We start from the raw sequence: 24,773 nt of genomic DNA, 5'->3' as shown, positions 1-24,773 counted from the left end.
CGGGAAGGAGCGTCAGCGGTGGCATCGCGGGTTGATCACACGGCGCTGTTCGCCGCGACGCCGAGCCCGTATCTGGTGCTCGGTCCGGACCTGGTCATCGTCGATGTGAACCGGGCCTATCTCGCGGCCACCGGACGCACCCGGGACGACCTGCTGGGGCGGCACATCTTCACCGCGTTCCCGGACAACCCCGCCGACCCGGAGGCCGACGGAGTCCGCAATCTCGGTGCCTCCCTGCGCCGGGTCCTCAGCACCGGCCGCGCCGACACGATGGCGCTGCAGAAGTACGACATCCCCGTCGTCAGCCGTCCCGGGGCCTTCGAGGAGCGGTGGTGGTCCCCGGTGAACACCCCCGTGCTCGGCCCGGACGGGGAGGTGACCTACATCATCCACCGGGTGGAGGACGTCACCGCGTTCGTCAAGGAGTACCGCGCCACCCACCCCGACGTCGGCCGGTCGGCGGAGGAGTTGAAGGGGACACAGGCTCTGGAGGCGGAACTGTACGCGCGGGCACGGGAACTGCAACGGCTCAACGACGAACTGCGGCAGGCCCACACCCGCGAACGCGAGGTCGCCGTCATCCTGCAGGAAGCCATGCTGCACGTCCCCGACCTGGCCCACCACCGCGACATCGCGGTGCGCTACCTGCCCGCCACGGGCTCCCTCAACGTCTGCGGCGACTGGTACGACGTCGTCGACATCCCGCCCGACCGGCTCGCCGTCGCGGTCGGCGACGTCATCGGGCACGGCCTCGAGGCGGCGGCTGTCATGGGCATGCTCCGCAGCGCCCTGTCCGCCGCCATCCGGGCCCTGGAACGCCCCGCCCAGGCCCTGGAGGTGCTCGGTCTGTACGCCAGGTCCGTCGAGGGCGCGCTGGGCACCACCGCCGTCAAAGCGGTCGTCGACATGCGCAGCCGCCTGATCACCTACAGCAGCGCGGGCCACCCGCCGCCGATGCTCATCCACGCCGACAGCAGCTGTGAACTGCTGGACCAGGCCACCGACCCGCCCCTCGGTGCCCGCCCGCGGCACGTTCCCCGCCCGCAGGCGAGCCTGCCGTACAAGCCGGGCGACACCCTCGTCCTGTACACCGACGGGCTCATCGAGCGGCGGGACCAGGACATCGACGTCGGCCTGGACCAACTGGCCGACGTCCTCGGGGAGTTCATCCATCTGCCCCCCGAGCAGCTCGCCGACACCGTGCTGGCCCGCCTGGGCGTCGCCAGCGGCGGCCGGGACGACGTCGCGCTCGTCGTCGTACGGCTCTGAGCCCGCTACCGGCCGGCGCGTACCCCGTCCAGGGCGATGCCGAGGACACGGCTGCGCTGGGCGTCGTCGTCGAAGGCCGTCGCCGTGATGCCGGAGACCATGCGGAGCAGGTCGCCGATCTCCATGTCGGTGCGGGCCACCCCCGCCTTCTGGGCCCGCTCCAGCAGCGGGCCGCCGGCCGCGTACATCGAGTCGCGGCAGGCCTGGAAGATCTCCGACTCGTCGTTGAGGGCCTCGCGCACCGCCCGCTTGGTGACCATGTAGCCGGTGAACCGGTCCAGCCACGACGTAAGGGCCTCCCACGGCTCCAGCTCGGCCAGGTCCACGGCGGCCCGGCACAGCGCGTTGACCTCGTCCGCGTAGACGCTCTCGAAGAGGTCGCGGCGAGTCGGGAAGTTCCGGTAGAGGGTGCCGATCCCGACCCCCGCGCGGCGGGCGACGTCCTCCAGGGAGACGTCGGCGCCCCGCTCGGCGAACGCCTCGCGGGCGGCCGTGACCAGTGCGTCGTAGTTGCGGGCCGCGTCCTTACGGTGCGGTCTGCGGGACGCGACGATCTCGCTGACGGGGAACGGGCTGTACGTCACTGCTTCCTCCCGCGTGACCAGGGTAAACCGGAGGGTTTCCTCAACTTCGGTTGAAGCGGAGGGTTGCCTCCAGTAGAGTGGAGGGGTACCTCCACTTTAGCAGTGCGGAGCGGTACCGCCATGGCCGGACGCGGCCCGGTGTCCCCTTCCCGCACGCTCACCGACATTTCCCTCACCGTTCCATCCCCTTTCCCTCCGTTCCGATTTCGGAGAGGTCCTTCATGCCCCGGAAGTCCACCCGCCTCACCTTCGCGGTCCTCGCGACCGGTGCCGGCGTGTTCTCCATGCTCCAGTCGCTGGTCGCACCGGCCCTGCCGACCGTCCAGCACGCCCTGCACACCTCCCAGTCCACCGCGACCTGGGTGATGACGGCCTATCTGCTGTCCGCCTCGGTCTTCACCCCGATCCTCGGCCGGGTCGGCGACCTGATCGGCAAGAAGCGCACCCTCGTCGTCGTCCTGCTGGCCGTCCTGGCCGGCTGTCTGGTCGCCGCCCTCGCGCCGAACATCGGCGTCCTGATCGTCGCCCGGGTCGTCCAGGGCATCGGCGGCGCCCTGTTCCCGCTCTCCTTCGGCATCATCCGCGACGAGTTCACCCCGGCCGAGGTCAGCGGCAGCATCAGCAACCTGTCCGCGGTGATCGCGGCCGGCGGCGGCGTCGGCATCGTCGCCGCGGGGCCGATCGTCTCGGCACTCGACTACCGCTGGCTGTTCTGGATCCCGGTCGCCGTGGTCGCCGCGACCGTCGTCATCGCCGCCCGCTACGTCCCCGAGTCGCCCAGGCGGGCCGAGGGCAGCGTCAGCTGGCTCGGTGCCGGGCTGCTCTCCGCCTGGCTGGTGGCGCTGCTGCTGCCGCTGAGCCAGGCCGGGCAGTGGGGCTGGGGCTCGGCCAAGGTGCTCGGGCTGTTCGGCACGGCCGTCGTCCTGTTCGCGGTCTGGCTGCTCACCGAGTCCCGCTCCGCCACTCCGCTCATCGACCTGCGCGTGATGCGGCTGCCGGCCGTCTGGACCACCAACACGGCCGCCCTCCTCTTCGGCGCCGGCATGTACGCGATCTGGTCCTTCCTGCCCGGCTTCGTCCAGACCCCCGCCGCGGCCGGGTACGGCTTCGGCGCCACCGTCACCGAGTCCGGCCTGCTCATGCTGCCGATGCTCATCGCCATGTTCCTCTCGGGCGTCCTCGGCGGCCGCCTCGCACACCGCGTCGGCGCCAAGGCGCAGCTCACCGCGGGAGCCGCGCTCGGCGCGCTGGCCTGCGGCTTCCTCACCCTCTGGCATGACGAGCAGTGGCAGATCGGCGTCGTCGCGGGCCTGTTCGGCCTCGGCATCGGCCTGGCCTTCGCCTCGATGGCCAACCTCATCGTCGGCAGCGTGCCGCCCGAGCAGACCGGCGCCGCGACCGGCATGAACGCCAACATCCGCACCATCGGCGGCTCCATCGGCGCCGCGCTGACCAGCGTCCTGGTCACCGGCCGGCTCCAGCCCTCCGGGCTGCCGTACGCCTCCGGCTACACCCACGCCTGGGCCATGCTCGCGCTGTTCTGCCTGACCGCCGCGGGGGCCGCCCTCCTCGTCCCGGTCCGCCGCGCGAGCCGCGTCACCGACCCGGTCACGGAGCGGCCGACGGCAGCACCCGTACGCGTGCGGTAGTGTTGACCTGCGTGATCACGCGGAATCCACCGCGTGACTCCGCAGCGGGACGTGGCGCAGCTTGGTAGCGCACTTGACTGGGGGTCAAGGGGTCGCAGGTTCAAATCCTGTCGTCCCGACCAGCTTTGACGCAGGTCGGAGGCCGTTCTCTCGTTCGCGGGAGGGCGGCCTTCCGTGTTCTCGGAGGGCTGGTGGTCGCAGTGTGGTCGCAGGCCGGTGCCGCCGCCGAGAGGCGGGGGAGGGCCGACACATCCGGTCTCGTGCGGCCACCTGCGACCACCACGCCTGCCTTACCTGCCGCGACCAGGACGTTTCCCTTGGCCGGGCGCCAAGCGTGGCGTCTCGGGAGCAGCGGAGCTTCCCACCGCCGGGAGCTGCCCGCCATGGGGTACCGGCAGGTTCTCGGTGTGCTGGTGGTACCTGAGGCATGGCGCCGTGACCAGGGAAAACAAGGGCTGGACTCGCTAGGGGCCGGGTGTTGGCCCCTGTATGGTCCGGATCTTGGTCTTGACCGGGTTGGCGGGCGCGCACCGTGGAGAGGTTCTGCACCCCGGGGTTCAGGGATGACCGAGGTCCGCGCTCGGCCTCGCCACGCCCTTCCCTCACTCAGCCCCTTCCCCGCTCACCCGGGCCAGCACCTCCCGGATCATCTCCGCGCTGATCATGAAGTGCTCCCGGGCGATCTCCTCCGCCCGCTCCGGCTCTCCCGCCGCGATCGCCTCGTAGAGGGCGGCGTGCCCTTCGCCCGCCCGGTGGAAGTGGCTGCGCTCGCCCTTTCCCCACGGCTCGATCGGGAAGCCGAGGCTGATCCGGGTCAGCAGTTCGCGACTGAGCCGGGTGATCTGGGGGTTGTGGGTGGCCTCGCAGATGGCGCGGTGGAAGGCGCTGTCGGCGGCCTGCTCCTCGCGGGGCGTGCGCGCGGAGAGATGCGCGGACAGGGCCTCCCGCATCGGCGCCAGGTCCTCGGACCGCCGGCGCCGGGCGGCCGTCGCGGCCACCATGCCCTCCACCAGTCCGCGCAGGTCGAAGAGCTGCTCGAACTCCTCCCAGCGGGGCAGCAGGGTCCGTCGGACCGCGGCCCCGGAGGACTCGCTCCAGCTGTCCTGCACGAACGCCCCGCCGTTGCGGCCCCGGCGGATCTCGATGACCCCGAGGGCCTGGAGCCGCCCGACGGCCTCGCGCACGGTGGGGCGGCTGACGTGCAGCAGCCCGGTGAGCTCGCGCTCGGCCGGGAGCCGTTCGCCCGGCAGGAAGTCGCCCACGGCGATCGCGGTGAGGAGCCGGTCGGCGACCTCGTCGACGGCCGAGGTCATCCGCACCGGGCGGAGCGTGGACGAGAGGCTGCCGCCGAGGAGGACGCGGTCGATCAGGCGCGCGTACTCATCACGGTCTCCCGAAGGACCGAGCGGGTCAGGTGACTCTGCTGACTCTGATGCGGATGTCAGGTGTCCTCCCGAAAATCGTCGCTTCTGTAAACGCGGGCGACCCATGTAAACCCGCCGTTACGTCTTGCCCTGGCCCGCCCAAAAGGTCTTGTGGGCTGACCTTTTTCCCCATCACTATCTCACCCATCCGTCACCCCCGACTTTTTCAGACAGCGGTCGGCTGATTCCGGCCGGTCTGGGAGGCTTCCCCGTGGCGATCCCCGAACCGAACCACACCGGAACCGCCGACTTCAACGGCTATTCCACCTGGTACCGGATCACCGGCGAACCGGGCAGGACACCCCTGGTGGTCCTGCACGGCGGCCCCGGCGCCGGGCACAACTACACCCTCAGCATCGCGGGCATCTCCCGACAGGGCCGCTCCGTGATCCACTACGACCAGCTCGGCACCGGACACTCCACCCATCTGCCCGCCAAGGGCGCCGATTTCTGGACGGTCCAGCTCTTCCTCGACGAACTCGACAACCTGCTCAGGGAACTGGGCATCGCCGACGCGTACCACATCCTCGGTCAGTCCTGGGGCGGCATGCTCGCCGCCGAGCACGCGGTGCGCCGCCCACCCGGGCTGCGAGGTCTGGTCATCGCCAACTCCCCCGCGTCCATGGAGCTGTGGCTCAAGGCGGCGGCCGAACTCCGCGCCGAACTGCCACCGGAGGTCCAGCGGACCCTGCTCGCCCACGAGGAGGCCGGGACCACGGACCACCCCGACTACCGGGCGGCCGAACAGGTCTTCAACAACCGCCATGTCTGCCGCCTCACCCCCAATCCGCCAGAGGTCCAGGCGACTTGGGACAACATCGAGGCCGACCCGACCGTGTACCACACGATGAACGGCCCGAACGAGTTCCACGTCGTCGGCACCCTCAAGGACTGGTCCGTCATCGACCGGCTGCACCTGATCGAGGCACCGACCCTGCTGGTGTCGGGACGGTTCGACGAGGCCACTCCCGAGACCCTCCGCCCCTTCGCCGACCGCATCCCCGATGTGCGCTGGCACATGTTCGAGCATTCGAGCCACATGCCGCACGTCGAGGAGGAGGAGCTCTACCTCCGGGTCGTCGGCGAGTTCCTCGACTCCACCGACTGATCCCCGACCGAGACCGGGAGAGTTCACCGCCATGCCTCGCAGCGCCCTGCCACCCCGCGCCAGACGGAGCGGGTTCGCCGCCGCCACCGTCGCGCTCGCCCTGACCGCCGCCGCCTGTTCGTCCTCCGACGGCGGCTCCTCCTCCGGCCCGGGCAGCTCCGCCTCCGGCTCGAGTTCCGCCGCCTTCCAGTCACAGCACAAGGGCGGCACCCTGAAGCTGGTCGCCCACGCGGCGGCGGGCAGCTTCGACCCGCAGGTCAACTACACACTCCAGTACTGGCAGCTGTACCAGTCGATGTACGACGGACTGCTGGCCTTCAAGAAGGTGAACGGGCAGGAGTCCTTCACCGTCGTCCCGGACCTGGCCACCGCCCTGCCGAAGATCAGCAACGGCGGCAAGACCTACACCTTCACGCTCCGCAAGGGCGTCACCTTCTCCAACGGCAAGGCCCTGACCACCGACGACGTGGTGGCGTCCTTCGAACGGATCTTCAAGGTCTCCAGCCCCACCGCGGGCACCTTCTACAACGGCATCGTCGGCGCCGACGCCTGTCTGAAGACGCCGGCCTCCTGCACCCTGCCCAAGGGCGTGATCGGCGACGCGAAAACGGGCACGGTCACCATCAACCTGACAGCCGCCGACCCGGAGTTCGCGTACAAGCTGGCGGTCCCGCACGCCAGCATCGTCCCGAAGGACTCGCCGGCGAAGGACGCGGGTACCAAGCCGCTCCCGACGACGGGCCCGTACATGGCGGCGTCGTACGACCCCAACCGGGCGCTGAAGCTGGTGCGTAACCCGCACTTCAGGGAATGGTCGCGGGAGGCGCAGCCGCAGGGCTACCCGGACGACATCGACTACACCTTCGGCCAGACGGTCGAGTCGGAGGTGACCGCCGTGGAGAACGGCCAGGCGGACTGGATGTACGACCCGCCGCCCGCCGACCGCCTCAACGAGATCGGGACCAAGTACGCCTCCCAGGCGCATGTGAATCCGCTGACCGCGTTCTGGTACGCCACTCTCAACGTCAACATGGCGCCGTTCAGCAACAAACTGGCCCGCCAGGCGATCAACTACGCCGTCGACCGGTCCGCCGTCGTCCGGCTGTACGGCGGCACGAACCTCGCCTCCCCCGCCTGCACGATCCTCCCGCCGGGCTTCCCCGGACACGTCGACACGTGCGACTACACCAAGGGCGGCGGCACCACCTGGAAGGCCGCGGACCTCGCCAAGGCCAAGGAGCTGGTGAAGAAGTCCGGTACGGCCGGTCAGGAGGTCGGGATCGTCGTCCAGGACGACGACGTCAACAAATCGATCGGGCAGTACCTCCAGAGCCTGCTCACCCAACTCGGCTACAAGGCGACGCTCAAGCCGCTGTCCGCGAACATCCAGTTCACCTACATCCAGAACACCAAGAACAAGGTGCAGCTGGCCCTCACGTCCTGGTACCAGGACTATCCGGCGGCTTCCGACTTCCTCAACGTCCTGCTGTCCTGCGCCAGTTACCACCCCGGCAGCGACTCCAGCATCAACATCTCCGGGTTCTGCGACAAGGGCGTCGACGCAAAGATGCAGACGGCGATCAAGACCGCGCAGACCGACCAGGCGACCGCGAACAAGCAGTGGGGCGCCATCGACCAGGAGATCATGGGTGAGTCGCCGGTGGTCCCGCTGATCAACCCGAAGTTGATCGACTTCACTTCGACCCGGGTGGGCAACTACCGGTTCAGCAAGCAGTTCTACATGCTGCTCGGGCAACTGTGGGTGAAATGACCCCCGCAGTCGCTCCCACGGCGAACCCCGCCCCGTCGGCCGGGGCCCGGCGCTCGCCGGGCCCCTGGCGGACGGCCGCCGCCGACCTGCTCCGCAACAGGTCGGCGCTGGCCGCCGCAGCGGTCCTGCTCCTCGTCGTGCTGGCGACTCTGTGCGCACCGTGGTACGCGGACCACATCGCCCGCACCGACCCGTTCCAGTCCCACGTCTCCGGCACCACCGTCATCGACGGCAGGACCGTGCCGGTGCTCACCCCGAGCAGCACCGGCCTCGGCCTCGGCGTCACGCCCATCGGCCCGACCTGGGACCCCGCCCACTACTTCCTCGGCGCCGACAACCAGGGCCGCGACGTCATGGCCCGCCTGCTGTACGGCGGCCGCACGAGCCTGTTCATCGGGGTGACGGCGGCCCTGCTGTCCTGCGCCGTCGGGACGGCCGTCGGTGTGGTCGCCGGTTACGCGGGCGGGGTCGTGGACTCGGTCATCTCCCGGATCCTGGACGTCATCTGGGCGTTCCCGGTGTACCTGCTGGCGATCTGTCTGTCGGTGGTCCTGCTCACGAACGGCCTCAAGCTGGGCCCTGTCACCGTGGAGGCCGGCAGCCTCTGGCTGCCGATCACGATCATCGCGGCGATCTACGTGCCGTACATCGCGAGGCCGTTGCGCGGTCAGGTGCTGGTGCTGCGGAACAAGGAGTACATCCAGGCGGCCATCGGCTCCGGCGCCCCCACCCTGCGGATCCTGCGCCGCGAGGTGCTGCCGAACGTCGTCCCCACGGCCATCGTCTTCGTGCCGCTGATGACCGCGCTGGCCATGCTGACCGAGTCGGCGCTGTCCTTCCTGTCGGTGGGTGTCCAGCCGCCCGACGCCAGCTGGGGCACGATCATCCAGGACGGTCTGGGACTGCTCTACACCCGTCCCACCGTGACCATCGCCCCCGGTCTGCTGATCGCGCTGACCACGGCCGCGCTCAACGTCCTCGGCGACGGGGTGCGCGACGCCCTCGACCCGGGCGCCCGGCTGCGCGGAGGGGTGTGACCATGCTCGTCTTCGCCCTCAAACGCTTCGGCTCCGCCCTGCTGGTGATGTTCGCGATCAGTGTGATGGTGTTCCTGATCTTCTTCGCCACCCCGGGCGTCGACCCGGCCGCCCGAATCGCGGGGCGCAACGCGGACCCGGCCACCCTCGCCCAGGTGCGGCACTCCTTCGGCCTCGACCGGCCGCTGCCCGTCCGCTATCTGCTGATGATGCGGCACCTGCTGGTCGACCGGGACCTGGAGTCGTTCGTCAACCGCGGCTCCAAGGTGATCCCGCAGATCCTGCAGGCCACCCCGGTCACCCTGTCCCTGGTCGCCGGCGCGGCCCTGATCTGGATGACGGCCGGGATCCTCATGGGCACGGCGGCGGCGACCCTGCGCGGCAGGGCCGCCGACCCGCTGATCATGCTGGTCGGTGTCGTCGGCGTCTCCCTGCCGGCCTACTGGCTCGGCGAGGTCGTCAACCTCCTCACCCAGAAGCAGTTCCACGACTCCCTCTTCTCCTGGGTACCGCCGCCCGGCTACGTCGGCCTGAGCCGGAACCCCGGCCAGTGGGCGCTGCACATGCTCTTCCCCTGGCTGACCCTGGCCCTGCTCTACGCCGGGATCTACGCCCGGCTGCTGCGCGGCGAGGTCGTCACCGCGCTGGGCGAGGACTACGTCCGCACGGCCCGTGCCAAGGGCCTCTCGGAACGGCGGATCCTGCTCCGGCACGCGCTGCGCTGCTCCCTGATCCCGATCGTGTCGCTGTTCGGCCTGGACTTCGGTGCGCTCGTCGGCGGGGCCGCGCTGCTGACCGAGGTGGTCTTCGGACTGCCCGGCATCGGCAAGCTCACCTACGACGCCCTCCAGAACCTCGACCTGCCGGTGATCATGGGGACCGTGCTGTACGCGGCGTTCTTCGTGGTCCTCGCCAACGCCCTGGTGGACATCCTGTACGCGCGACTCGATCCGAGGGCCCGCCATGCCTGAACCCCTGCTGGACGTACGAGACTTGCGGGTACGGTTCCGCACCCGCCAAGGCCTGGTCACCGCCGTCGACGGACTCTCCTTCTCCGTCGCGCCCGGCGAGGTCCTGGGCGTGGTGGGCGAGTCGGGCTCGGGCAAGAGCGTGTCGATGCTGGCCGTGCTGCGGCTGCTCACCAACCCGAACGTCACCGTGGCGGGCGAAGTCCGCTTCCGGGGACGGGACCTGCTGACCCTGCCCGACAAGGAGATGCGGGCGGTGCGCGGCCGGGAGATCGCCATGGTCTTCCAGGACCCGATGACCGCCCTGACCCCCGTCTACACCGTGGGCTGGCAGATCGCCGAGCAGATCCGGGCGCACGAGAAAGTCTCCCGCAAGGAGGCCGGGGCCCGCGCGGTACGGCTGCTCTCCGACGTGGGCATCCCCGACGCGGCCTCCCGGGCGCATGCCTACCCGCACGAGTTCTCCGGCGGCATGCGGCAGCGCGCGGTCATCGCCATGGCCCTCTCCTGCGATCCCGCGCTGCTGATCGCCGACGAGCCGACCACGGCGCTGGACGTCACCGTCCAGGCGCAGATCCTCGATCTGATGCGGGAGTTGAACGCCCGCGGCTCGGCCATGGTGCTCATCACCCATGACATGGGGGTGGTCTCGCAGATCGCCGACCGGGTCCTCGTCATGTACGGCGGCCGGGCGGCCGAGGAGGGTCCGCGGCGGGCGGTGTTCCACAGCCCGCGGCACCCGTACACCTGGGGCCTGCTGGACTCGGTGCCCCGCGTGGGCGGCCCCCGGCTGCGGCGGCTGCCCACCATCGCGGGCGTGCCGGTCTCGCCCGGTGCCCTTCCGGAGGGCTGCGCGTTCGCCCCGCGCTGCCGGTTCCGCCACGACCGGTGCGCGGAGCGGCCCGTGCTGACTTCCGGCGGCGAGGACGCCTCGCACCTGGACGCGTGCTGGCTGGCACCGGACGACCGCGCGGGACTGCGGCTGACCGCACGAGCGGCCGACGGGAAACAGGGCAGGGACCGGGACGCGGAGGTGGCGTCGTGACGACAGCACAGGACGGTACGGCCGTCCCCGCGCACGACGTAGTGCTGCGCGCCACGGACATCACCAAGCACTACCCCCTCCGGGGCGCGCGCCGGGTCCTGCGCGCCGTCGACGGTGTCTCTCTGGAGGTGCGCGGCGGCGAGACCCTCGGTGTCGTCGGCGAGTCGGGCTGCGGCAAGTCCACGCTGGCCCGCTGTCTGGTCCGGCTCACCGAACTCACCGGCGGGCGGGTCGAGTTCGACGGGCAGGACATCTCCACCCTCTCCACCCGCCGCCTGCGCCCGGTGCGGCCGGGCATGCAACTGGTCTTCCAGGACCCGCAGGCCTCCCTCAACCCCCGCCGCCGCGCCGGGGACATCGTCGCCGAGCCGCTGCTCGTACACCGGTACGGCGACGCGGGCGCGGTGCGCCGGCGGGTCGCCGAGCTCTTCGACGTCGTAGGACTGGCGACGGCCCATCTGGACCGGTATCCGCACGAGTTCTCCGGCGGCCAGCGCCAGCGCATCGGCATCGCGCGGGCCCTGGCCACCCGCCCGAAGCTGATCGTCGCCGACGAACCGGTGTCCGCGCTCGACGTGTCGATCCAGGCCCAGGTGCTGAACCTGTTCGCCGACCTCCAGGAGGAGTTCGCCCTCACCTACGTCTTCATCGCGCACGACCTCGGAGTCGTACGGCACGTGTCGGACCGGATCGCCGTCATGTACCTCGGCGAGATCGTCGAACTCGCCGAGACGGAGGCGCTGTACACGGCCCCCGCGCACCCGTACACCCAGGCCCTGCTGTCGGCGGTCCCGGACATCGACGACGGCACGCTCGCGCACGACGGGCCACCCCGAGAACGGATCGTCCTGACCGGGGAGGTGCCCAACCCGGTGGACAAACCCACAGGTTGCCCGTTCCGCACCCGCTGCCCCTACGCCCGGGAGCGGTGCGCGACGGAACGCCCACGGCTCGCACCGGGCGCCGCCGGCCGCCAGGTGGCCTGCCACTTCCCGCTGGCCGGCTGAACGGAGCGATGACCGCGATCAGGGACACCAGGGCGATGAGCTGCTCCTCGTCGTGGTGCCCGGCGGCCATCGCGCGGACCTCGTCCGGGGAGTCCCCGGCGACCGCGGCCTGACAGCCCGGTTCCGCCCCCGGCCGAGGCCGTCCACCGTGCCACTGCACCCGCCCTGCGCGCCTTGGGCCGGTGGGACCGGTCCAGCCGGTGCGGATGTGTGACCATCGGTGACGACAGTGACCGTCGGTCCGCTCGGAGGGACACGCGTGCAGGGACTGGTCCGGGTGCTGGTTTCCGGCGAGATCGTCGTGACGAAGTACGGCGATCTGATCGACGACGTACTGGACGTGCCGCTGTTCTGCCCGCGCTGCGGCCGCACGACAGGACTGACGCTGGTGGCCGACGGACGCGAGGCGTACCTGGAGTGCGCGGAAGGCCACGTCTGGACCGACCCCGAGGTGGCCGCGTGCGGGGTGCGCCAGTTGCTGCACCTGAGCACGCAGGGTTCGCCGCCCCGGTTCCCGGGCGCGATGGTCAAGATCGACATGGTGCCGAGGATCTCCGAGGACCGGACACCGTACCCGCCGTCGCCGGACGCGCCCGAGCGGCTGCTGCGCTGGGAGGGCCGCGTCCTGACCTCGACCGGCACCCCGCCGTTGACCGACTGCCTGCACTGGGCGCGGCGGCTGTGCGCCTGGGCCCTGCCGAGCGACGGCGAGGTCTACGAGCGGCTCTACCCGCCCGCCGGAGGCAACGCGCTCGACGCGCACATGGCCGTCGTACTCGTCGCGCTGGCCCTCTACGCGACCGCCGCCGAAGGGGACCTGGCCCGCTGCGAGCAGGTGGTGCCGGACCGGGCTCTGGAACCGCTGGCGGGTGCGGAGCTGCGGTGGCTGCGCCCGACGGGCGCGGCGGGCCTGGGCGGCCGGCTCCGGGTGACCGATGTGCACCGGCTGGCCACCGCCGCGCCGGAGACCTACGAGCGCTGGCGAACCGCGGCCCGCCTCGTTCTCTCCGCGAATATCGACGACCGGCCCGGTGCGCGACTGGCGGACCGGGGCGGGCGGTTGCCCGCGGCGGCCGACGGCGTGACCTGGTACGTCCCGGAGCGGGGAAGCACCGGCCGGCAGCCGTGACGTGGACCGGGAACGGCATGGTCGTGCGCGGGATCAGTGCGTACGGTCTGGGATGCGCCGTGGTCAAGGACATCTCCGCCTGCGCCTGCCGACGGGCCCGGGTGCGCTGCCTCCGGGCCCTGTCGGTGGTCGGTCCCCTCAGCGCGTCAGATTGACCCAGATCCCCACGATGGCCCCCGTCTGGACGAGGACCCAGGCGATCTGCACGGACAGGCCGCGCAGCTGGTAGACGAACAGCAGCAGGGCGAAACGGCTGGGCAGGTACTGCCAGTCCTTGCGGAAGGTCGCCAGGTCCATCCAGATGCTGGTGAGCGTCAGGACGCACAGGAGGAGCGCGGCGTACAGGAACAGCTGGCGGGGATCGGCGTCGATGACATGGATGAACGCGGCGGCGAGTACCACGGGGACGCCGTAGGCGGCGGTGAGGAGCCACGCCCGCGCCTGGCTCCGGCGTCCCGGCAGCAGACGCCACAGCGCCCCGAGCGTGAAGCCGGCCGCCGCCCAGGCCATCTGATAGAGGATCAGGTCGGCGACGAGTTCCGGAACGCCGACGGGGGTGAACAGGATCTGCGCTCGCCCGTAGGGATCCTGTGCCTGGTAGTAGAGCAGCAGCCCGGTGGCCGGCAGCCCGAACCAGAATGCCAGACGCGCCGCGCGGACCGCATTGGACCACCAGCGCCCGTCCGGCCCCCAGGCCAGGGCGACGTCCAGCACCGAGATCTGCTCCGGCGGATCGGCACCCTCGCACGCGGTGACCAGCCAGTTGCGCAGGTCTTCCAGCTCCTTTTCCAGCCCCTCGTAGGTCACCCCGCCCGCATGACCGTGGTCCAGGAGGCGCATCTGGTGGTTGACGTTGAGGTAGTGGCGGGCCTTCTCCACCAATGCGTGCCGGTGCGGCTCGGTGCCCAGCCTCTTCGCATGGAAACTCTCGCCCATCCGGCTCAGCACGGACCAATGGCGCCCGACGCCGAGGACGGCGTACACGGCGGCGATGTTCAGCACCAGCCAGACGCCGTACAGTGCGCCGGCACCCGCGAACTTCGCCGCCCGCAGTCCGACGAAGAAGGCGAACAAGGAGACGGTCAGCAGGAGATCCAGCTTGCTCGGCCCGGGGGAGAACCGCTCGAATCGGCGGCTGCGTGTCAGTGCCGGCCGGTTGCGGTAACGCAGGAGCGCCAGCAGGGCGATGCCTGTCAGCACCCAGCTGTAGGCGAAGATCCATTTCAGATCGCTGAAGAAGAAGTTCTCCAGCAGCTTGCTCTGGTACTTGTTGTACCCGGCAGGGTCGTACTGCTCGGCGAGCCAGGTGACGCGCCCCCACTGTTGCGCGTTCGCCCGCCAGGCGATCGCGAGCAGAATCCCGGCGACGGCCGTCAGCAGACCTCCGGTGACGGCCACGCACTGCTCGGGGACCTTGTCCCACTGCCGGGTCCAGCGCTCGCGCAGCAGTCCTCCTTCGTGTGCGAATCGCCAGGCCCAGGCGAGCATCGCGGCCAGCCACAGCCACACGGTCGCCAGGCCGACCAGGACAAGCCCGGTGCGACCCAGGGCTGTTGTCGTCCCCGGGTCCAGGTTCGCCGGAAGACCGAAGGCATCGTGGGCCACGATCACCAGCAGGCCGATGCCCGCGACCGCACACGTGGCTGCCGTGACGGCGCGAGCCTGACGACGCTGGACGCCGCGGACGCGGGAGGGCCGGGCCGGTTCGTCAGGGCCGGCGCCAGGCGCGGTCGGTGGCGCGCCGAGGACCCAGGGGCGGGCGACGAGCACCAGGGCCAGGCCCGCCGGGATGCAGAGGACGGCGTACGACCGGGGTGTGACTCCCTGCTGTGGGACGAGCAGCAGCAGTGCCAGGGCGACCGCCCCGCTGAGCACGGCCCACTCCAGCAGCGTTCGCGTGAAGCTCGTGCCGTGTCCGGTGTCGGGGACGTCCGCCGCCGGCTGCCGGGCCACCTCCCCGACCGGTGGCCGGGGAGGTGGCCCGTGCGCGGCGGCTGTTCCGGTGCGCCGGGCACGGAGTGCGGCCACGGCGATCAGGACCGAGGCGCACACCCACCACGAGGCGATGCCCGCGGTGGCCCAGAGCGACTGGGCGAGCGTCACCGTCAGCCGGCGCTGCCAGGGCGGATCGACCTCCACCTGGACCTCTTGGGGCAGCCTGTTCTTCCACACCAGCTCGTTCTCCGTGGAGGACGAAGCGCGTTCCACGAGGTCGCTGAAGCCTAGGCCGTCCAGATGGGCCTCGATCCGCTTCCACCGGACGGTCTGAAGTGTCGGCGGCCACAGGTAGACCATCCATCTTCTCCCTGTGGGGACGATTTCCCAGGGGCCCACGAGGAAGGGCTTGTCCGTGGTGATCCAGTTGTACGCGATGTAGTGCACCTCGACCGAGGAGTCGGTGGCGGTCACCACGGGATCGCGGGGATGCCATTCGTTGCGCGGCCCGGGTGTCTCGTCGCCGAGCAGCAGGCACCGCATGGCCAGGCGGTACTGCGGGGAGTGCACGCTGAACGTCAGCTGCTTGGCGAGCGGCCACAGCCTCGGCACCCGCACCGTCATGTCGGAGACGACCAGGGGGTGCGACTGCCTGTGCTGCTGCAAGCGCAAGACGGCCTCGACGATGCTGCCCTCGAGGCGTTCCGACTGGCAGCCGGTACCGGGGGCCCGCCGCGGTTGCGCCGACGCCGGGTCGCACGTCCACACGCATGACACCAGCACCACGAGTGACAGCAGCCGCCACCATCGAGTCATCGCCATCGGGCCGACACCTCTCCCTGTCCCCGGCGAATCTAGACAAAGCGTCGTATCTGTCATGCACAGACACACGTCGAACCCCTGACACACACCCCCTTGGGCGTGCCGGTGGCATGTGCGGGGCCCGGTTCGAGGCGGCCGAAGGGCTGGGGGTGCTGCCGTACTTCGCCATCGGCGTGTTCTGGACGCAGGTCTTCGACGCCCTCCACATGGGCGACACCACGGTCGCGGCACTGCTCGTCCACTCGTTCACCGCGGTCGCCGGTGCCACGGCCGGCTGTCCGGCCGTGGACCGCATCGGCCGCCGCAGGCTGGTGCCGTCGGCACGCGCTTCGCCGGCGTCAGGCGACACGACCGGCATGCACAGGTTGCGACCCCGGGTACGGCACCGCACCCCGGGCCCCGACGTAGCGTGGCCCCGTCACCGTATGCCCGCCCCGCACCACCGGGAGTCCCAGATGGCCCGCTCCGAAGCCCGCGTCCCCACCGACCGCCCCGCCCGCTACGCCAAGCAGCTCGCCTCGCACCTGGGACGCCGCTCGCAGACCAGCTGGGACGAGGAGACCGGCACCGGCGGCATCGTCTTCCAGAACGGCACGGGAACCCTCACCGCGACCGAGGGCGCCCTGCTGCTCACCGTGGAGACGGACCCCGAGAACCTCGAGGTCCTGGAGGGTGTCGTCGGCCGGCACCTGGTCCGCTTCGGCACCCGTGACGAACTCGTCGTCGCCTGGCACCGCGACAACGGGGAGCCGGGCACCACCCAGCGCAACTCCGAGGCCCCGCAACCCCACTGACCGGTCAGTCGAACTGGCTCGGCAGCGGTGCCGGCGTCTTGCCGGACAGCACGTCCTTGAGGCGCTGGGCGCCGTTCTGCAAGGCCAGGGCGGTGCTGTCGTGGTCGACGCCCGAGAGGCCGCCGTTGGTGACCGCGGCCCCGGAGGCGCCGATGCGCAGCGCCGCGACATCCAGGGTGGTCGTGGCGGGCTGCCCGTTCGAGGTGCCCTGGACGGTGACCGTGAGCGCCGCCAGCGCGTCGCCCACCTTGGGCGGTTCCTTGTACTCGACCACCTGCACGGTCCGCTTGCTGCCGTCCGAGCCGGTGGCCGTGAACTGGTTGCACTCCGTGGGGAGGTTCTTCAGCCACTTGATGGTGGCGTCCATGGTGGCCTGGCCGTAGTCCCCGACCTGGTACAGCAGCCGGGAGTCCTCCGAGGTGAAGCCGCGCAGCCCGGAGGCGCCGGTGGCACGGCCGAGCAGGGTGTCGGAGTAGAGGCTGTCCAGCAGCCGCTGGCAGTCGGCGGCACTGGCCTTCCCGCTGAGGAACTGGGCGACGTCGACCTTCCCGACCAGCATCTGGTTGCGCCAGGTGGCGGCGTCGTTGGCCAGCTGCCAGTCGTCCTCGATGTCGGCCGGCGTGATCAGCGCGGCCTGCGCCCCGGGGCCGGTGAGGGCGGGGGTGCGCGAGGGGGCCGGCGTGGGCTCGGCGGCGGGGGAGACGGCCGCGGCCTCGGGGGAGCCGCTGCCGTCCGAACAGGCCGCCGCGGTGGCGAGCAGGGTCCCCGCCGCCAGGGCCGTGGCGAGCACACGCGCGGGTCGGGACGGACGGGTCATCGCGACTGCCTCCTCGGGAACGCGGTACGTCACCGGGCGGACGGCGCCGGTGCGCCCCTTCCGCCGGACGACGCCGGACGGTGTCGGTGCGTCCCTCCACGCCACCACCGGCCGCGTGCGCCGACCACCCGCACGTGCCAATCGGGTGAGCGTCATGATCCGGTCGCCGTGATCCGCACCCGCCGGCTGCCGCAGCGCGGGCACACCGCGTCCGCGAGCGGCGACGGCACGGCCCGGCCGGCCTCGTCGACGTACTCCAGGGTGCTCTGCAGCTCCGGATCGGCGATCGGGTCGGTGAAGAACACCGCCTGAAAGGTGGCCTCCCAGCCGTGGCCGCACCGCCCGCAGCGGAACGCGAAGGTCTCGGGCACGGCGCCCGGCACCGGCCCGGGACCCGGGGGCTCGGTCATCGGCTACGGCTCCTGTCGCTCGGCCTCCGCCACCAGCGCACCGCCCCTCCCGGCCGGCGGCAAGTCGGGGCCGGGTGTCCCAGGCGTGGACGCCCCCTTGACGCCGGGCGGGGACCGATCGACACTCCAGGTGGGAATCCTAGTGAAAAGGTAGGGAAAGATGGGTCGCCTGCGCACGCTCACCGGCAGACAGCGCCGCGAGAGCCCCGCGCCCTGGACGGCTCCCCTGCTCACCTCCCGCCGCCACATCGACCTGCTCCGGATGTGCGGCGCCACCGGCCGCAGAGGCTGAGCGCCCGAGCCCGGCCGTACGAGACGAGCGCCCACCCGCCGGGCTCGCGACTGCTCACCGGGCTACGGCCCGTCGGGCCACGGCTCACCGGCAACCCACCGACGAACGCTTCCGCCGCGCGTACGTCCGCGCGCCCGCCCGCCCCCGGGGAGACGCATGTCCATCACTCCACTCGCCGCCCTTCCGTCCGTCCGCACCGCCCCCGCCTTCCGGGGCCGCATCGGCCGCGACGCACGCAGCGGCCACTACGCCGTGCCGCGCCGCTACCGGCTCCACCTGTCCACCGCCTGTCCCGACGGCCTTCGCATCGCCGTCGGTCACAGCCTGCTGGCCCTGGACGACTGTTGTCCGGTCACCTTCCTGCCCGCCGTCCCGGACTGTCCCGACGGCAGCCATGCGGTGCTGCGCCCGCTGTACGAGGCCAGCGCCCACCGTTACTCGGGACCGGCCCTCGCGCCGGTGTTCAGCGACGGCTGGTCCGGCCGTATCGTCAGCACCCACAGCCGGGACATCCTGCGCGACCTGGACCAGCACTTCGGAGACGGTGTCGTCCGGCTCTACCCGTGCGAGGCGGAGGCCGAGATCGAGGCCGTCGAGCGGCTGTGCGCCGAGGGCATCGAGCAGGCAGCACAGCGGGCCGGGCGAGAGGGCGGCGACCTGGAGGCGCTGGAGGTGCTGCTCGCCACCCTGGACGAGCTGGAGCGCCGGCTGACCGGGGTGGAGTTCCTGGTCGGCGGACAACTCACCGCCGCCGACATCGAGTTGTGGGTGACCCTGGTGCAACTCGACACCGTGCACCGCAATCACCTCGACGCCGCCGCCGTGCACGCCATCGCCGGCCACCCGGTGCTGTGGGCCTACGCCCGGCGGCTGGCGGCCCACCCGGCCTTCGGCGCCCACCTCGACCTCGACGGCATCGCCCGCCGCCACCACGGCCGTTGCCAGGGCCTGGAAGCCGCCGGCGCGGCCGTCCAGATCCTGGACTGGGCGGGCCACGCCGCCGACGCTCCCGGCGTTCCGCGCAGGTGAGAGGCGCCCGAACCGTCCCGCCAGTCGGACAGGCGTTGACATTCGTTCGGGCAACTGCGTTACTTACGGACCAGAACGGTCATGAGCGTCAGCATCAAGCCCTGGCTTGCTGACCGGCAACCCTCGCATCGCGGTGGGGTGCCCCAGGTGACGACCGGACCGACGGCGATTCGGTAAGCGCGAGGCCCCGCCGGGGCCGACAGAACAGTGACAGGTGACGGACATGTACGCAGCTCCCAGGACGGCCCAGCGCCGCGCCGAGGGCTGCGTACGCCCGTACCCGAGCCCGCTCGTCGCCGACCGTGCCGTCGACCTGCTCCGTGTCAACAGCGCCCTGTGTAGCGCGTGTACCGCACCGGGCTGTGCCCGCTGTCGGGTCTGACCAGGCCTTTCCGCCGGTTTCCCGCAGCTCCGCACCCCAGCGTCCCCGTCGAAACACCGGCCGCCCGGTGTGCCGCCGTCCGCCCAGCCCCCGTGCCCCGCGCGCCCCCGCGCACCGAGCCGTGCCCGAACACGGCCCGGCGCGCGGCCCCCCGCCGTGGGACACGTGGGTGTCCGACTCCGCCGGAGCCCGCCATGAGTGAACCCCCAGGCGCCACCATCGCCCCCGAGGTGCCGTCCGCCGCTGACGAACCACCAAAATCCCTCGCCGCCCAGCGAGTTCTACCGTTGCGTCGGCCGGGACGCTGGATCGCCACCGCCGTCGTCCTCGTCCTGGTCGCCCAGTTCGCGCACGGACTGGTGACCAACCCCTTCTACCAGTGGGACCGCTGGGGCTACTGGTTCCTGCGGCCGACCATTCTCGACGGACTGGTCATCACCCTCGAAGTCACCGCGTACAGCGCGGTGTTGGGCCTCATCGGCGGCATCCTGCTGGCCCTGGCCCGGCTCTCCAGGAGCCCGGTGCTGCGCGCGGTCAGCTGGACGTACGTCTGGGCGCTGCGCTCCATCCCGCTCATCGTGGTGCTGCTCTTCCTCTACAACTTCAGCGCCCTGTACAAGACGTTGAGCGTCGGCGTCCCGTTCGGTCCGGCCTTCTTCTCCTTCGACGAGTCGAAGCTCGCCACCGACATGGCCATCGCCGTCATCGGCCTCAGCCTCAACGAGGCGGCCTACGCGGCCGAGGTGGTCCGCGGCGGCATCCTCTCCGTGGACCAGGGCCAGCACGAGGCGGCCGCCGCACTCGGTCTGCCCAAGGGCTACCAGTTCCGGAAGATCGTCTTCCCGCAGGCGCTCAGGTCGATCATCCCGAACTACGTCAACCAGCTCATCGGTCTGATCAAGAGCACCTCGCTGGTCTTCTACGTCTCACTGCTCGACCTCTTCGGCACCGCGCAGAGCATGGGCTCCACCTACCCCGGCGACATCGTGCCGCTGCTGCTGGTGGTCACCGCCTGGTACCTGATCCTCACCAGCGTCGTCTCCGTGATCCAGTTCTACGTCGAGCGGTACTACGCCCGGGGTGCCACCCGCTCCCTGCCGCCGACGCCCTTGCAGAGACTGCGGGCCGGCCTGACCGACCTGCGCGCCCGCGTCCGCCGGGAGGCCGCCGTATGAGCACCACCGACACCCTGGAGACGGTCCCCGCCGCCCTGGAGATCCACGACGTCCACAAGTGGTACGGCGCCCACCGCGTCCTCGACGGCGTCGACCTGACCATCCGCCCCGGCGAGGTCACCGTCATCCTCGGGCCGTCCGGCTCCGGCAAGTCCACGCTCCTCAGGGTCATCAACCACCTGGAGAAGCCCGAGATCGGCTACGTCAGCATCAACGACGAGCTGATCGGGGTGAAGCGGCAGGGCGACCGGCTGAAGGAGCTGAGCGAGCGGACCATTCTCGGCCAGCGCAGCCGGATCGGCTTCGTCTTCCAGAACTTCAACCTCTTCCCGCACCTGACCGTGCTGGACAACGTGGCGGCGGCCCCCGTCGCCACCGGAAAGCTGACCAAGCCCGAAGCCCAGGCGCTGGCCAAGGAACTCCTCGAACGCGTCGGCCTCGGCGAACGCGTCGGCGCCTACCCCCGCCAGCTCTCCGGCGGCCAGCAGCAGCGCGTCGCCATCGCCCGCGCCCTCGCCCTGCGCCCCGGCGTCATCCTCTTCGACGAGCCGACCTCCGCCCTCGACCCCGAACTCGTCGGGGAAGTCCTCTCCGTCATCAGGGACCTCGCCACCAGCGGCACCACGCTCGTCATCGTCACCCACGAGATCGGTTTCGCCCGCGAGATCGCCGACCGGGTCGTCTTCATCGACGGCGGCCGGATCGTCGAACAGGGGCCGCCCTCCGAGGTCCTCGACAAGCCGCGGCACGAGCGGACCAGGGACTTCCTCAGCAAGGTCCTCTGAAACAAGGTCCTGCGGCCGCCGGCCGCACCCCTCGACCTCCCCCCACACCCTCACCCTCATCACCAGCAGCGACAAGGAACGGCCATGTCTGACCACTTCACCCGACGCAGCCTGCTCAGAGGCATCACCGCGGCGACCGCCGTCGCCTCCCTCGCCACCGGGCTCGCCGCCTGCGGTGGCAACAGCGACGCGGCCACCACCACCGACAACGCCAAGTCCGGCGAGGTCGTCGTCGGCCAGGTCTCCAACGGCGCCGCCACCCAGACCACCATCAAGGTCTCCGAGGTCAAGTCCATCAGCGCCGAACTGCCCGCCGCCCTCAGGAAGAGCGGCACCCTGAAGATCGGCATCGGCGCCCTGCCCGCCGGCTTCCCGCCGCTGGCCTTCACCGGCAGCGACCAGAAGACCCTGACCGGTTCCGAGCCCGACCTCGGCCGCCTGGTCGCCGCGGTCCTCGGACTCAAGCCCGAGGTCCAGAACTCCACCTGGGAGAACCTCTTCGTCGGCATCGACAGCGGCAAGGTCGACGTGGCCTTCTCCAACGTCACCGACACCGAGGAGCGCAAGAAGAAGTACGAGTTCGCCTCCTACCGGCAGGACAACCTCGCCTTCCTCGTGCCGAAGAAGAGCACCTGGAACTTCGACGGCAACTACGAGAACCTCGCCGGCAAGACGATCGCCGTCGGCTCCGGCACCAACCAGGAGAAGATCCTCCTGGAGTGGAAGGCGAAGCTCGCCAAGGAGGGCAAGAAGGTCACCGTCAAGTACTTCCAGGACAGCAACAGCACCTACCTGGCCGTGTCCAGTGGCAAGGTCGACGCCTCCTTCGGCCCCAACCCCGGCTTCGCGTACCACAACAAGCAGACCGCGGGCACGCCCACCGCCACCCGCACCGCGGGCACCTACTCCGGCGCGGGCGCCAGCCTCCAGGGCCTGATCGCGGCCACCGCGAAGAAGGACAGCGGCCTCGCCAAGCCCCTTGCGGACGCCATCAACTACCTGATCAAGAACGGCCAGTACGCCGAGTGGCTCAAGGCCTACAACCTCTCCAACGAGGCCGTCGCCAAGTCCGAGGTCAACCCGCCCGGACTGCCGCTCGACAACTCGTGACCACCCGCACCGAAGAGCCCGGCTACTTAGGAAGGACTCCGCCTCCGTGACCGTCCAGACCGACTTCCGCGGCGGCGGAGCCCCTCTCACCACCGACACCACACCCCTCGACAACGCCGTCTGGTCCGCACTCACCGGCCCGCACGCCCATCTGGCGCAGAGGTTCGGGCAGGCGGCCCGCTACCCCGACGACGTCTACGCCTACGCGGCCCTCGCCGACGCCGCCGACCCGGCCGCCTGGGCCGACCTGTACACACTGGTCGGCCCGGGAACGACCGTCAGGATCAAGCCCGTCGAACAGGCACCGCCGCCCGGCTGGGAGGTGGTCGGCGGCGGCCGGGGCGTCCAGTTCGTGGACACCGCGTTGCGCGCCGAACCCGCCCCCGAGGCGGTACGGCTCGGATCGGACGACGTGCCCGAGATGCTGGACCTGGTGGCCCGCACCGAGCCCGGCCCGTTCCGCACCCGGACCGTCGAGATGGGCACCTATCTCGGCATCCGGCACCGGGGCCGGCTGATCGCCATGGCGGGGGAGCGGCTGCGGCTGCCCGGCTGGACGGAGATCAGCGCCGTCTGTACCGACCCGGAGCACCGGGGCCGGGGCCTTGCCACCCGCCTGGTCCGCGCGGTCGCCGCCGGCATCCGCAAGCGCGGGGACACCCCGTTCCTGCATGCCGCCCCGGGCAACGCGACAGCCATCCGGCTCTACGAGTCGATCGGCTTCACCGAGCGCCTGCGCGGCCGCACCCTGCTGGTACGCAGCCCGGGAACATCAGCGCACCCACGGCTGTTGTGACTCAGGACGAGATGTACGCGAAGCAGGCCGAGGAGGTGCGGGACATGACACGTGTCGCCAGTCCCAGCCGCCGTACCGTCCTGCACTCCCGGCCGCACATCGACCTGCTGCGCGTGGCCGGCGCGCTCTGTTGTTCCTGACTTTCCTCCGCCGCGCCCCTCCATCCGGCGCGCCCTCGTACGGACCTCAGGAAGGCACCACTGTGTCCTCATCTCCCGCTTCCCACCTGCACCTCGCCGTCGCCCTGGACGGCACCGGATGGCACCCGGCGTCCTGGCGCGAGCCGGTCGCCCGCCCCCGTGAGCTGTTCACCGCCGGCTACTGGGCCGACCTGACCGCCGAGGCCGAGCGCGGTCTCGTCGACTTCGTCACCATCGAGGACGGCCTCGGCCTGCAGTCCTCGCACTACGGCGAGCTCGACGGCCGCACCGACCAGGTCCGCGGCCGCCTGGACGCCGTGCTGGTCGCGTCCCGGATCGCTCCCCTGTCCAGCCACATCGGCCTGGTGCCGACGGTGATCGCCACCCATACCGAGCCGTTCCACATCTCCAAGGCGATCGCCACCCTGGACTACGTCAGCACCGGCCGCGCCGGACTGCGGGTGCAGATCTCCGCCCGCCCGTACGAGGCGGACCACTTCGGCCGCCGTACCTTCCCGCCGATCGACCTCGCGCAACTGCGGTCACCGGCCGGGCAGCAGCGGCTCACCGAGCACTTCGACGAGGCCGCCGACTACGTGGAGGTGGTGCGCCGGCTCTGGGACAGCTGGGAGGACGACGCCGAGATCCGGGACGCCGCCACCGGCCGTTTCATCGACCGCGACAAGCTGCACTACATCGACTTCGAGGGCCGGCAGTTCAGCGTGAAGGGCCCCTCCATCACCCCGCGCCCGCCGCAGGGCCAGCCGCTGGTCACCGCCCTCGGCCACCAGACCGTCCCCTACCGGCTGATCGCCCGCCAGGCCGACGTCGGCTACGTCACTCCGCGGGACAGCGCGGACGCCCGCGCGATCGTCGCCGAGATCCGTGCCGAGCAGCAGGCCGCCGGACGCGCCGGTGACACCGTCCACGTCTTCGGCGACCTCGTGGTCTTCCTCGACGACGACCGGGCAGCGGCCACCGCCCGCAAGGAGCGCCTCGACGCCCTCGACGGCGCCGAGTTCACCAGCGACGCCCGGATCTTCACCGGAACGGCCGCCGAACTCGCCGATCTCCTCGAGGAGTTCGCCGCCGCCGGCCTCACCGGCTTCCGGCTGCGGCCCGCCGTGCTCGGCCATGACCTGCCGCGCATCACCGCGGACCTGGTCCCCGAACTCCAGCGCCGCGGCCGCTTCCGCACCGCCTACGAGGCCGACACCCTGCGCGGCCTGCTCGGGCTCGCCCGCCCCGCCAACCGCTACGCCGCCGCAACCGCCTGAGCCGGAAGGACCGCACCC

23 protein-coding genes, 1 tRNA gene and 1 riboswitch are annotated in these 24,773 nt (G+C 71.1%); of the genes, 19 read left to right on the top strand and 5 right to left on the bottom strand.

What is annotated here, in order from left to right:
- The first annotated feature begins 18 nt into the window (after positions 1-18).
- Positions 19-1,269, top strand: a complete 1,251-nt coding sequence (locus tag ACFY0P_RS28380) for a PP2C family protein-serine/threonine phosphatase (RefSeq protein WP_388918885.1) — start codon at positions 19-21, stop codon at positions 1,267-1,269.
- Positions 1,270-1,274: 5 nt separating this feature from the next.
- Here the strand turns inward: ACFY0P_RS28380 and ACFY0P_RS28375 are convergent, their stop codons facing one another.
- Positions 1,275-1,853, bottom strand: a complete 579-nt coding sequence (locus ACFY0P_RS28375; RefSeq protein ID WP_388918882.1) for a TetR/AcrR family transcriptional regulator — start codon at positions 1,851-1,853, stop codon at positions 1,275-1,277.
- 221 nt (positions 1,854-2,074) lie between these two features.
- Here ACFY0P_RS28375 and ACFY0P_RS28370 point away from each other — a divergent pair, with 221 nt between their 5' ends.
- Both ACFY0P_RS28370 and ACFY0P_RS28365 read left to right on the top strand, forming a co-directional pair.
- Positions 2,075-3,502, top strand: a complete 1,428-nt coding sequence (locus ACFY0P_RS28370; RefSeq protein ID WP_388918879.1) for an MFS transporter — start codon at positions 2,075-2,077, stop codon at positions 3,500-3,502.
- A gap of 45 nt (positions 3,503-3,547) precedes the next feature.
- A tRNA-Pro gene (locus tag ACFY0P_RS28365) sits at positions 3,548-3,624 on the top strand.
- A gap of 480 nt (positions 3,625-4,104) precedes the next feature.
- Here ACFY0P_RS28365 and ACFY0P_RS28360 read toward each other — a convergent pair.
- Positions 4,105-4,815 (bottom strand): FadR/GntR family transcriptional regulator, encoded by a 711-nt coding sequence (locus ACFY0P_RS28360; RefSeq protein ID WP_388919077.1) that lies wholly within the window; start codon positions 4,813-4,815, stop codon positions 4,105-4,107.
- Positions 4,816-5,137: 322 nt separating this feature from the next.
- Between ACFY0P_RS28360 and ACFY0P_RS28355 the strand changes: the two genes are divergently transcribed.
- From ACFY0P_RS28355 to ACFY0P_RS28325, 7 genes are all read left to right on the top strand, one after another.
- Positions 5,138-6,034 (top strand): proline iminopeptidase-family hydrolase, encoded by an 897-nt coding sequence (locus ACFY0P_RS28355; protein ID WP_388918876.1) that lies wholly within the window; start codon positions 5,138-5,140, stop codon positions 6,032-6,034.
- A gap of 31 nt (positions 6,035-6,065) precedes the next feature.
- Positions 6,066-7,805, top strand: a complete 1,740-nt coding sequence (locus ACFY0P_RS28350) for an ABC transporter substrate-binding protein (protein WP_388918873.1) — start codon at positions 6,066-6,068, stop codon at positions 7,803-7,805.
- Entirely contained in the window at positions 7,802-8,842 is a 1,041-nt protein-coding gene (locus ACFY0P_RS28345; RefSeq protein ID WP_388918870.1) for an ABC transporter permease, read from the top strand. The genes ACFY0P_RS28350 and ACFY0P_RS28345 overlap by 4 nt, the downstream gene beginning before the upstream one ends.
- 2 nt (positions 8,843-8,844) lie before the next feature.
- Entirely contained in the window at positions 8,845-9,813 is a 969-nt protein-coding gene (locus ACFY0P_RS28340; RefSeq protein WP_388919074.1) for an ABC transporter permease, read from the top strand.
- Entirely contained in the window at positions 9,806-10,855 is a 1,050-nt protein-coding gene (locus tag ACFY0P_RS28335; RefSeq protein ID WP_388918867.1) for an ABC transporter ATP-binding protein, read from the top strand. The genes ACFY0P_RS28340 and ACFY0P_RS28335 overlap by 8 nt, the downstream gene beginning before the upstream one ends.
- Positions 10,852-11,862 (top strand): ABC transporter ATP-binding protein, encoded by a 1,011-nt coding sequence (locus ACFY0P_RS28330; RefSeq protein WP_388918864.1) that lies wholly within the window; start codon positions 10,852-10,854, stop codon positions 11,860-11,862. The genes ACFY0P_RS28335 and ACFY0P_RS28330 overlap by 4 nt, the downstream gene beginning before the upstream one ends.
- A gap of 259 nt (positions 11,863-12,121) precedes the next feature.
- A complete protein-coding gene (locus ACFY0P_RS28325; RefSeq protein WP_388918862.1) occupies positions 12,122-12,991 on the top strand; it encodes a hypothetical protein in 870 nt (289 codons plus the stop codon).
- Positions 12,992-13,129: 138 nt separating this feature from the next.
- Here ACFY0P_RS28325 and ACFY0P_RS28320 read toward each other — a convergent pair whose 3' ends face one another.
- The gene (locus ACFY0P_RS28320; protein ID WP_388918859.1) at positions 13,130-15,748 is read right to left on the bottom strand and encodes a DUF6185 family protein; all 2,619 of its coding nucleotides are present in this window, start codon (positions 15,746-15,748) and stop codon (positions 13,130-13,132) included.
- Between the two features lie 110 nt (positions 15,749-15,858).
- Here ACFY0P_RS28320 and ACFY0P_RS28315 point away from each other — a divergent pair, with 110 nt between their 5' ends.
- A complete protein-coding gene (locus tag ACFY0P_RS28315; protein WP_388918857.1) occupies positions 15,859-16,542 on the top strand; it encodes a DUF2218 domain-containing protein in 684 nt (227 codons plus the stop codon).
- Positions 16,543-16,546: 4 nt separating this feature from the next.
- On the opposite strand, the gene ACFY0P_RS28310 is transcribed toward ACFY0P_RS28315, so the two are convergent.
- Positions 16,547-17,359 (bottom strand): hypothetical protein, encoded by an 813-nt coding sequence (locus ACFY0P_RS28310; RefSeq protein WP_388918854.1) that lies wholly within the window; start codon positions 17,357-17,359, stop codon positions 16,547-16,549.
- Between the two features lie 152 nt (positions 17,360-17,511).
- Positions 17,512-17,769, bottom strand: coding sequence for a hypothetical protein (locus ACFY0P_RS28305; protein ID WP_388918851.1), 258 nt, complete (start codon positions 17,767-17,769; stop codon positions 17,512-17,514).
- Positions 17,770-17,929: 160 nt separating this feature from the next.
- Between ACFY0P_RS28305 and ACFY0P_RS28300 the strand changes: the two genes are divergently transcribed.
- The 8 genes from ACFY0P_RS28300 to ACFY0P_RS28265 all read left to right on the top strand — a co-directional run bounded on the left by ACFY0P_RS28300 (position 17,930) and on the right by ACFY0P_RS28265 (position 24,755).
- Positions 17,930-18,061 (top strand): hypothetical protein, encoded by a 132-nt coding sequence (locus tag ACFY0P_RS28300; RefSeq protein ID WP_362599284.1) that lies wholly within the window; start codon positions 17,930-17,932, stop codon positions 18,059-18,061.
- A 156-nt stretch (positions 18,062-18,217) separates the two neighbouring features.
- Positions 18,218-19,090, top strand: a complete 873-nt coding sequence (locus ACFY0P_RS28295) for a glutathione S-transferase C-terminal domain-containing protein (RefSeq protein WP_388918848.1) — start codon at positions 18,218-18,220, stop codon at positions 19,088-19,090.
- 77 nt (positions 19,091-19,167) lie between these two features.
- Positions 19,168-19,276: riboswitch (SAM riboswitch) on the top strand.
- A gap of 390 nt (positions 19,277-19,666) precedes the next feature.
- Positions 19,667-20,647, top strand: a complete 981-nt coding sequence (locus ACFY0P_RS28290; RefSeq protein ID WP_388918845.1) for an amino acid ABC transporter permease — start codon at positions 19,667-19,669, stop codon at positions 20,645-20,647.
- Positions 20,644-21,432 carry an amino acid ABC transporter ATP-binding protein gene (locus tag ACFY0P_RS28285; RefSeq protein WP_388918842.1) on the top strand — a complete coding sequence of 263 codons (789 nt, stop codon included), beginning with the start codon at positions 20,644-20,646 and terminating at the stop codon, positions 21,430-21,432. Before ACFY0P_RS28290 ends, ACFY0P_RS28285 begins: the two co-directional genes overlap by 4 nt.
- Positions 21,433-21,516: 84 nt before the next feature.
- Positions 21,517-22,542 (top strand): transporter substrate-binding domain-containing protein, encoded by a 1,026-nt coding sequence (locus tag ACFY0P_RS28280; protein ID WP_388918839.1) that lies wholly within the window; start codon positions 21,517-21,519, stop codon positions 22,540-22,542.
- A gap of 46 nt (positions 22,543-22,588) precedes the next feature.
- Positions 22,589-23,338, top strand: coding sequence for a GNAT family N-acetyltransferase (locus ACFY0P_RS28275; RefSeq protein WP_388918836.1), 750 nt, complete (start codon positions 22,589-22,591; stop codon positions 23,336-23,338).
- Positions 23,335-23,478, top strand: a complete 144-nt coding sequence (locus tag ACFY0P_RS28270) for a putative leader peptide (RefSeq protein ID WP_388918833.1) — start codon at positions 23,335-23,337, stop codon at positions 23,476-23,478. The genes ACFY0P_RS28275 and ACFY0P_RS28270 overlap by 4 nt, the downstream gene beginning before the upstream one ends.
- A 62-nt stretch (positions 23,479-23,540) precedes the next feature.
- Positions 23,541-24,755, top strand: coding sequence for an LLM class flavin-dependent oxidoreductase (locus ACFY0P_RS28265; RefSeq protein ID WP_388918831.1), 1,215 nt, complete (start codon positions 23,541-23,543; stop codon positions 24,753-24,755).
- Positions 24,756-24,773 lie beyond the last annotated feature (18 nt).

It is taken from the genome of Streptomyces sp. NPDC001714 (genome assembly GCF_042892755.1).
Lineage (GTDB): Bacteria > Actinomycetota > Actinomycetes > Streptomycetales > Streptomycetaceae > Streptomyces.
This window is presented reverse-complemented; position numbering and strand designations above follow the sequence as displayed.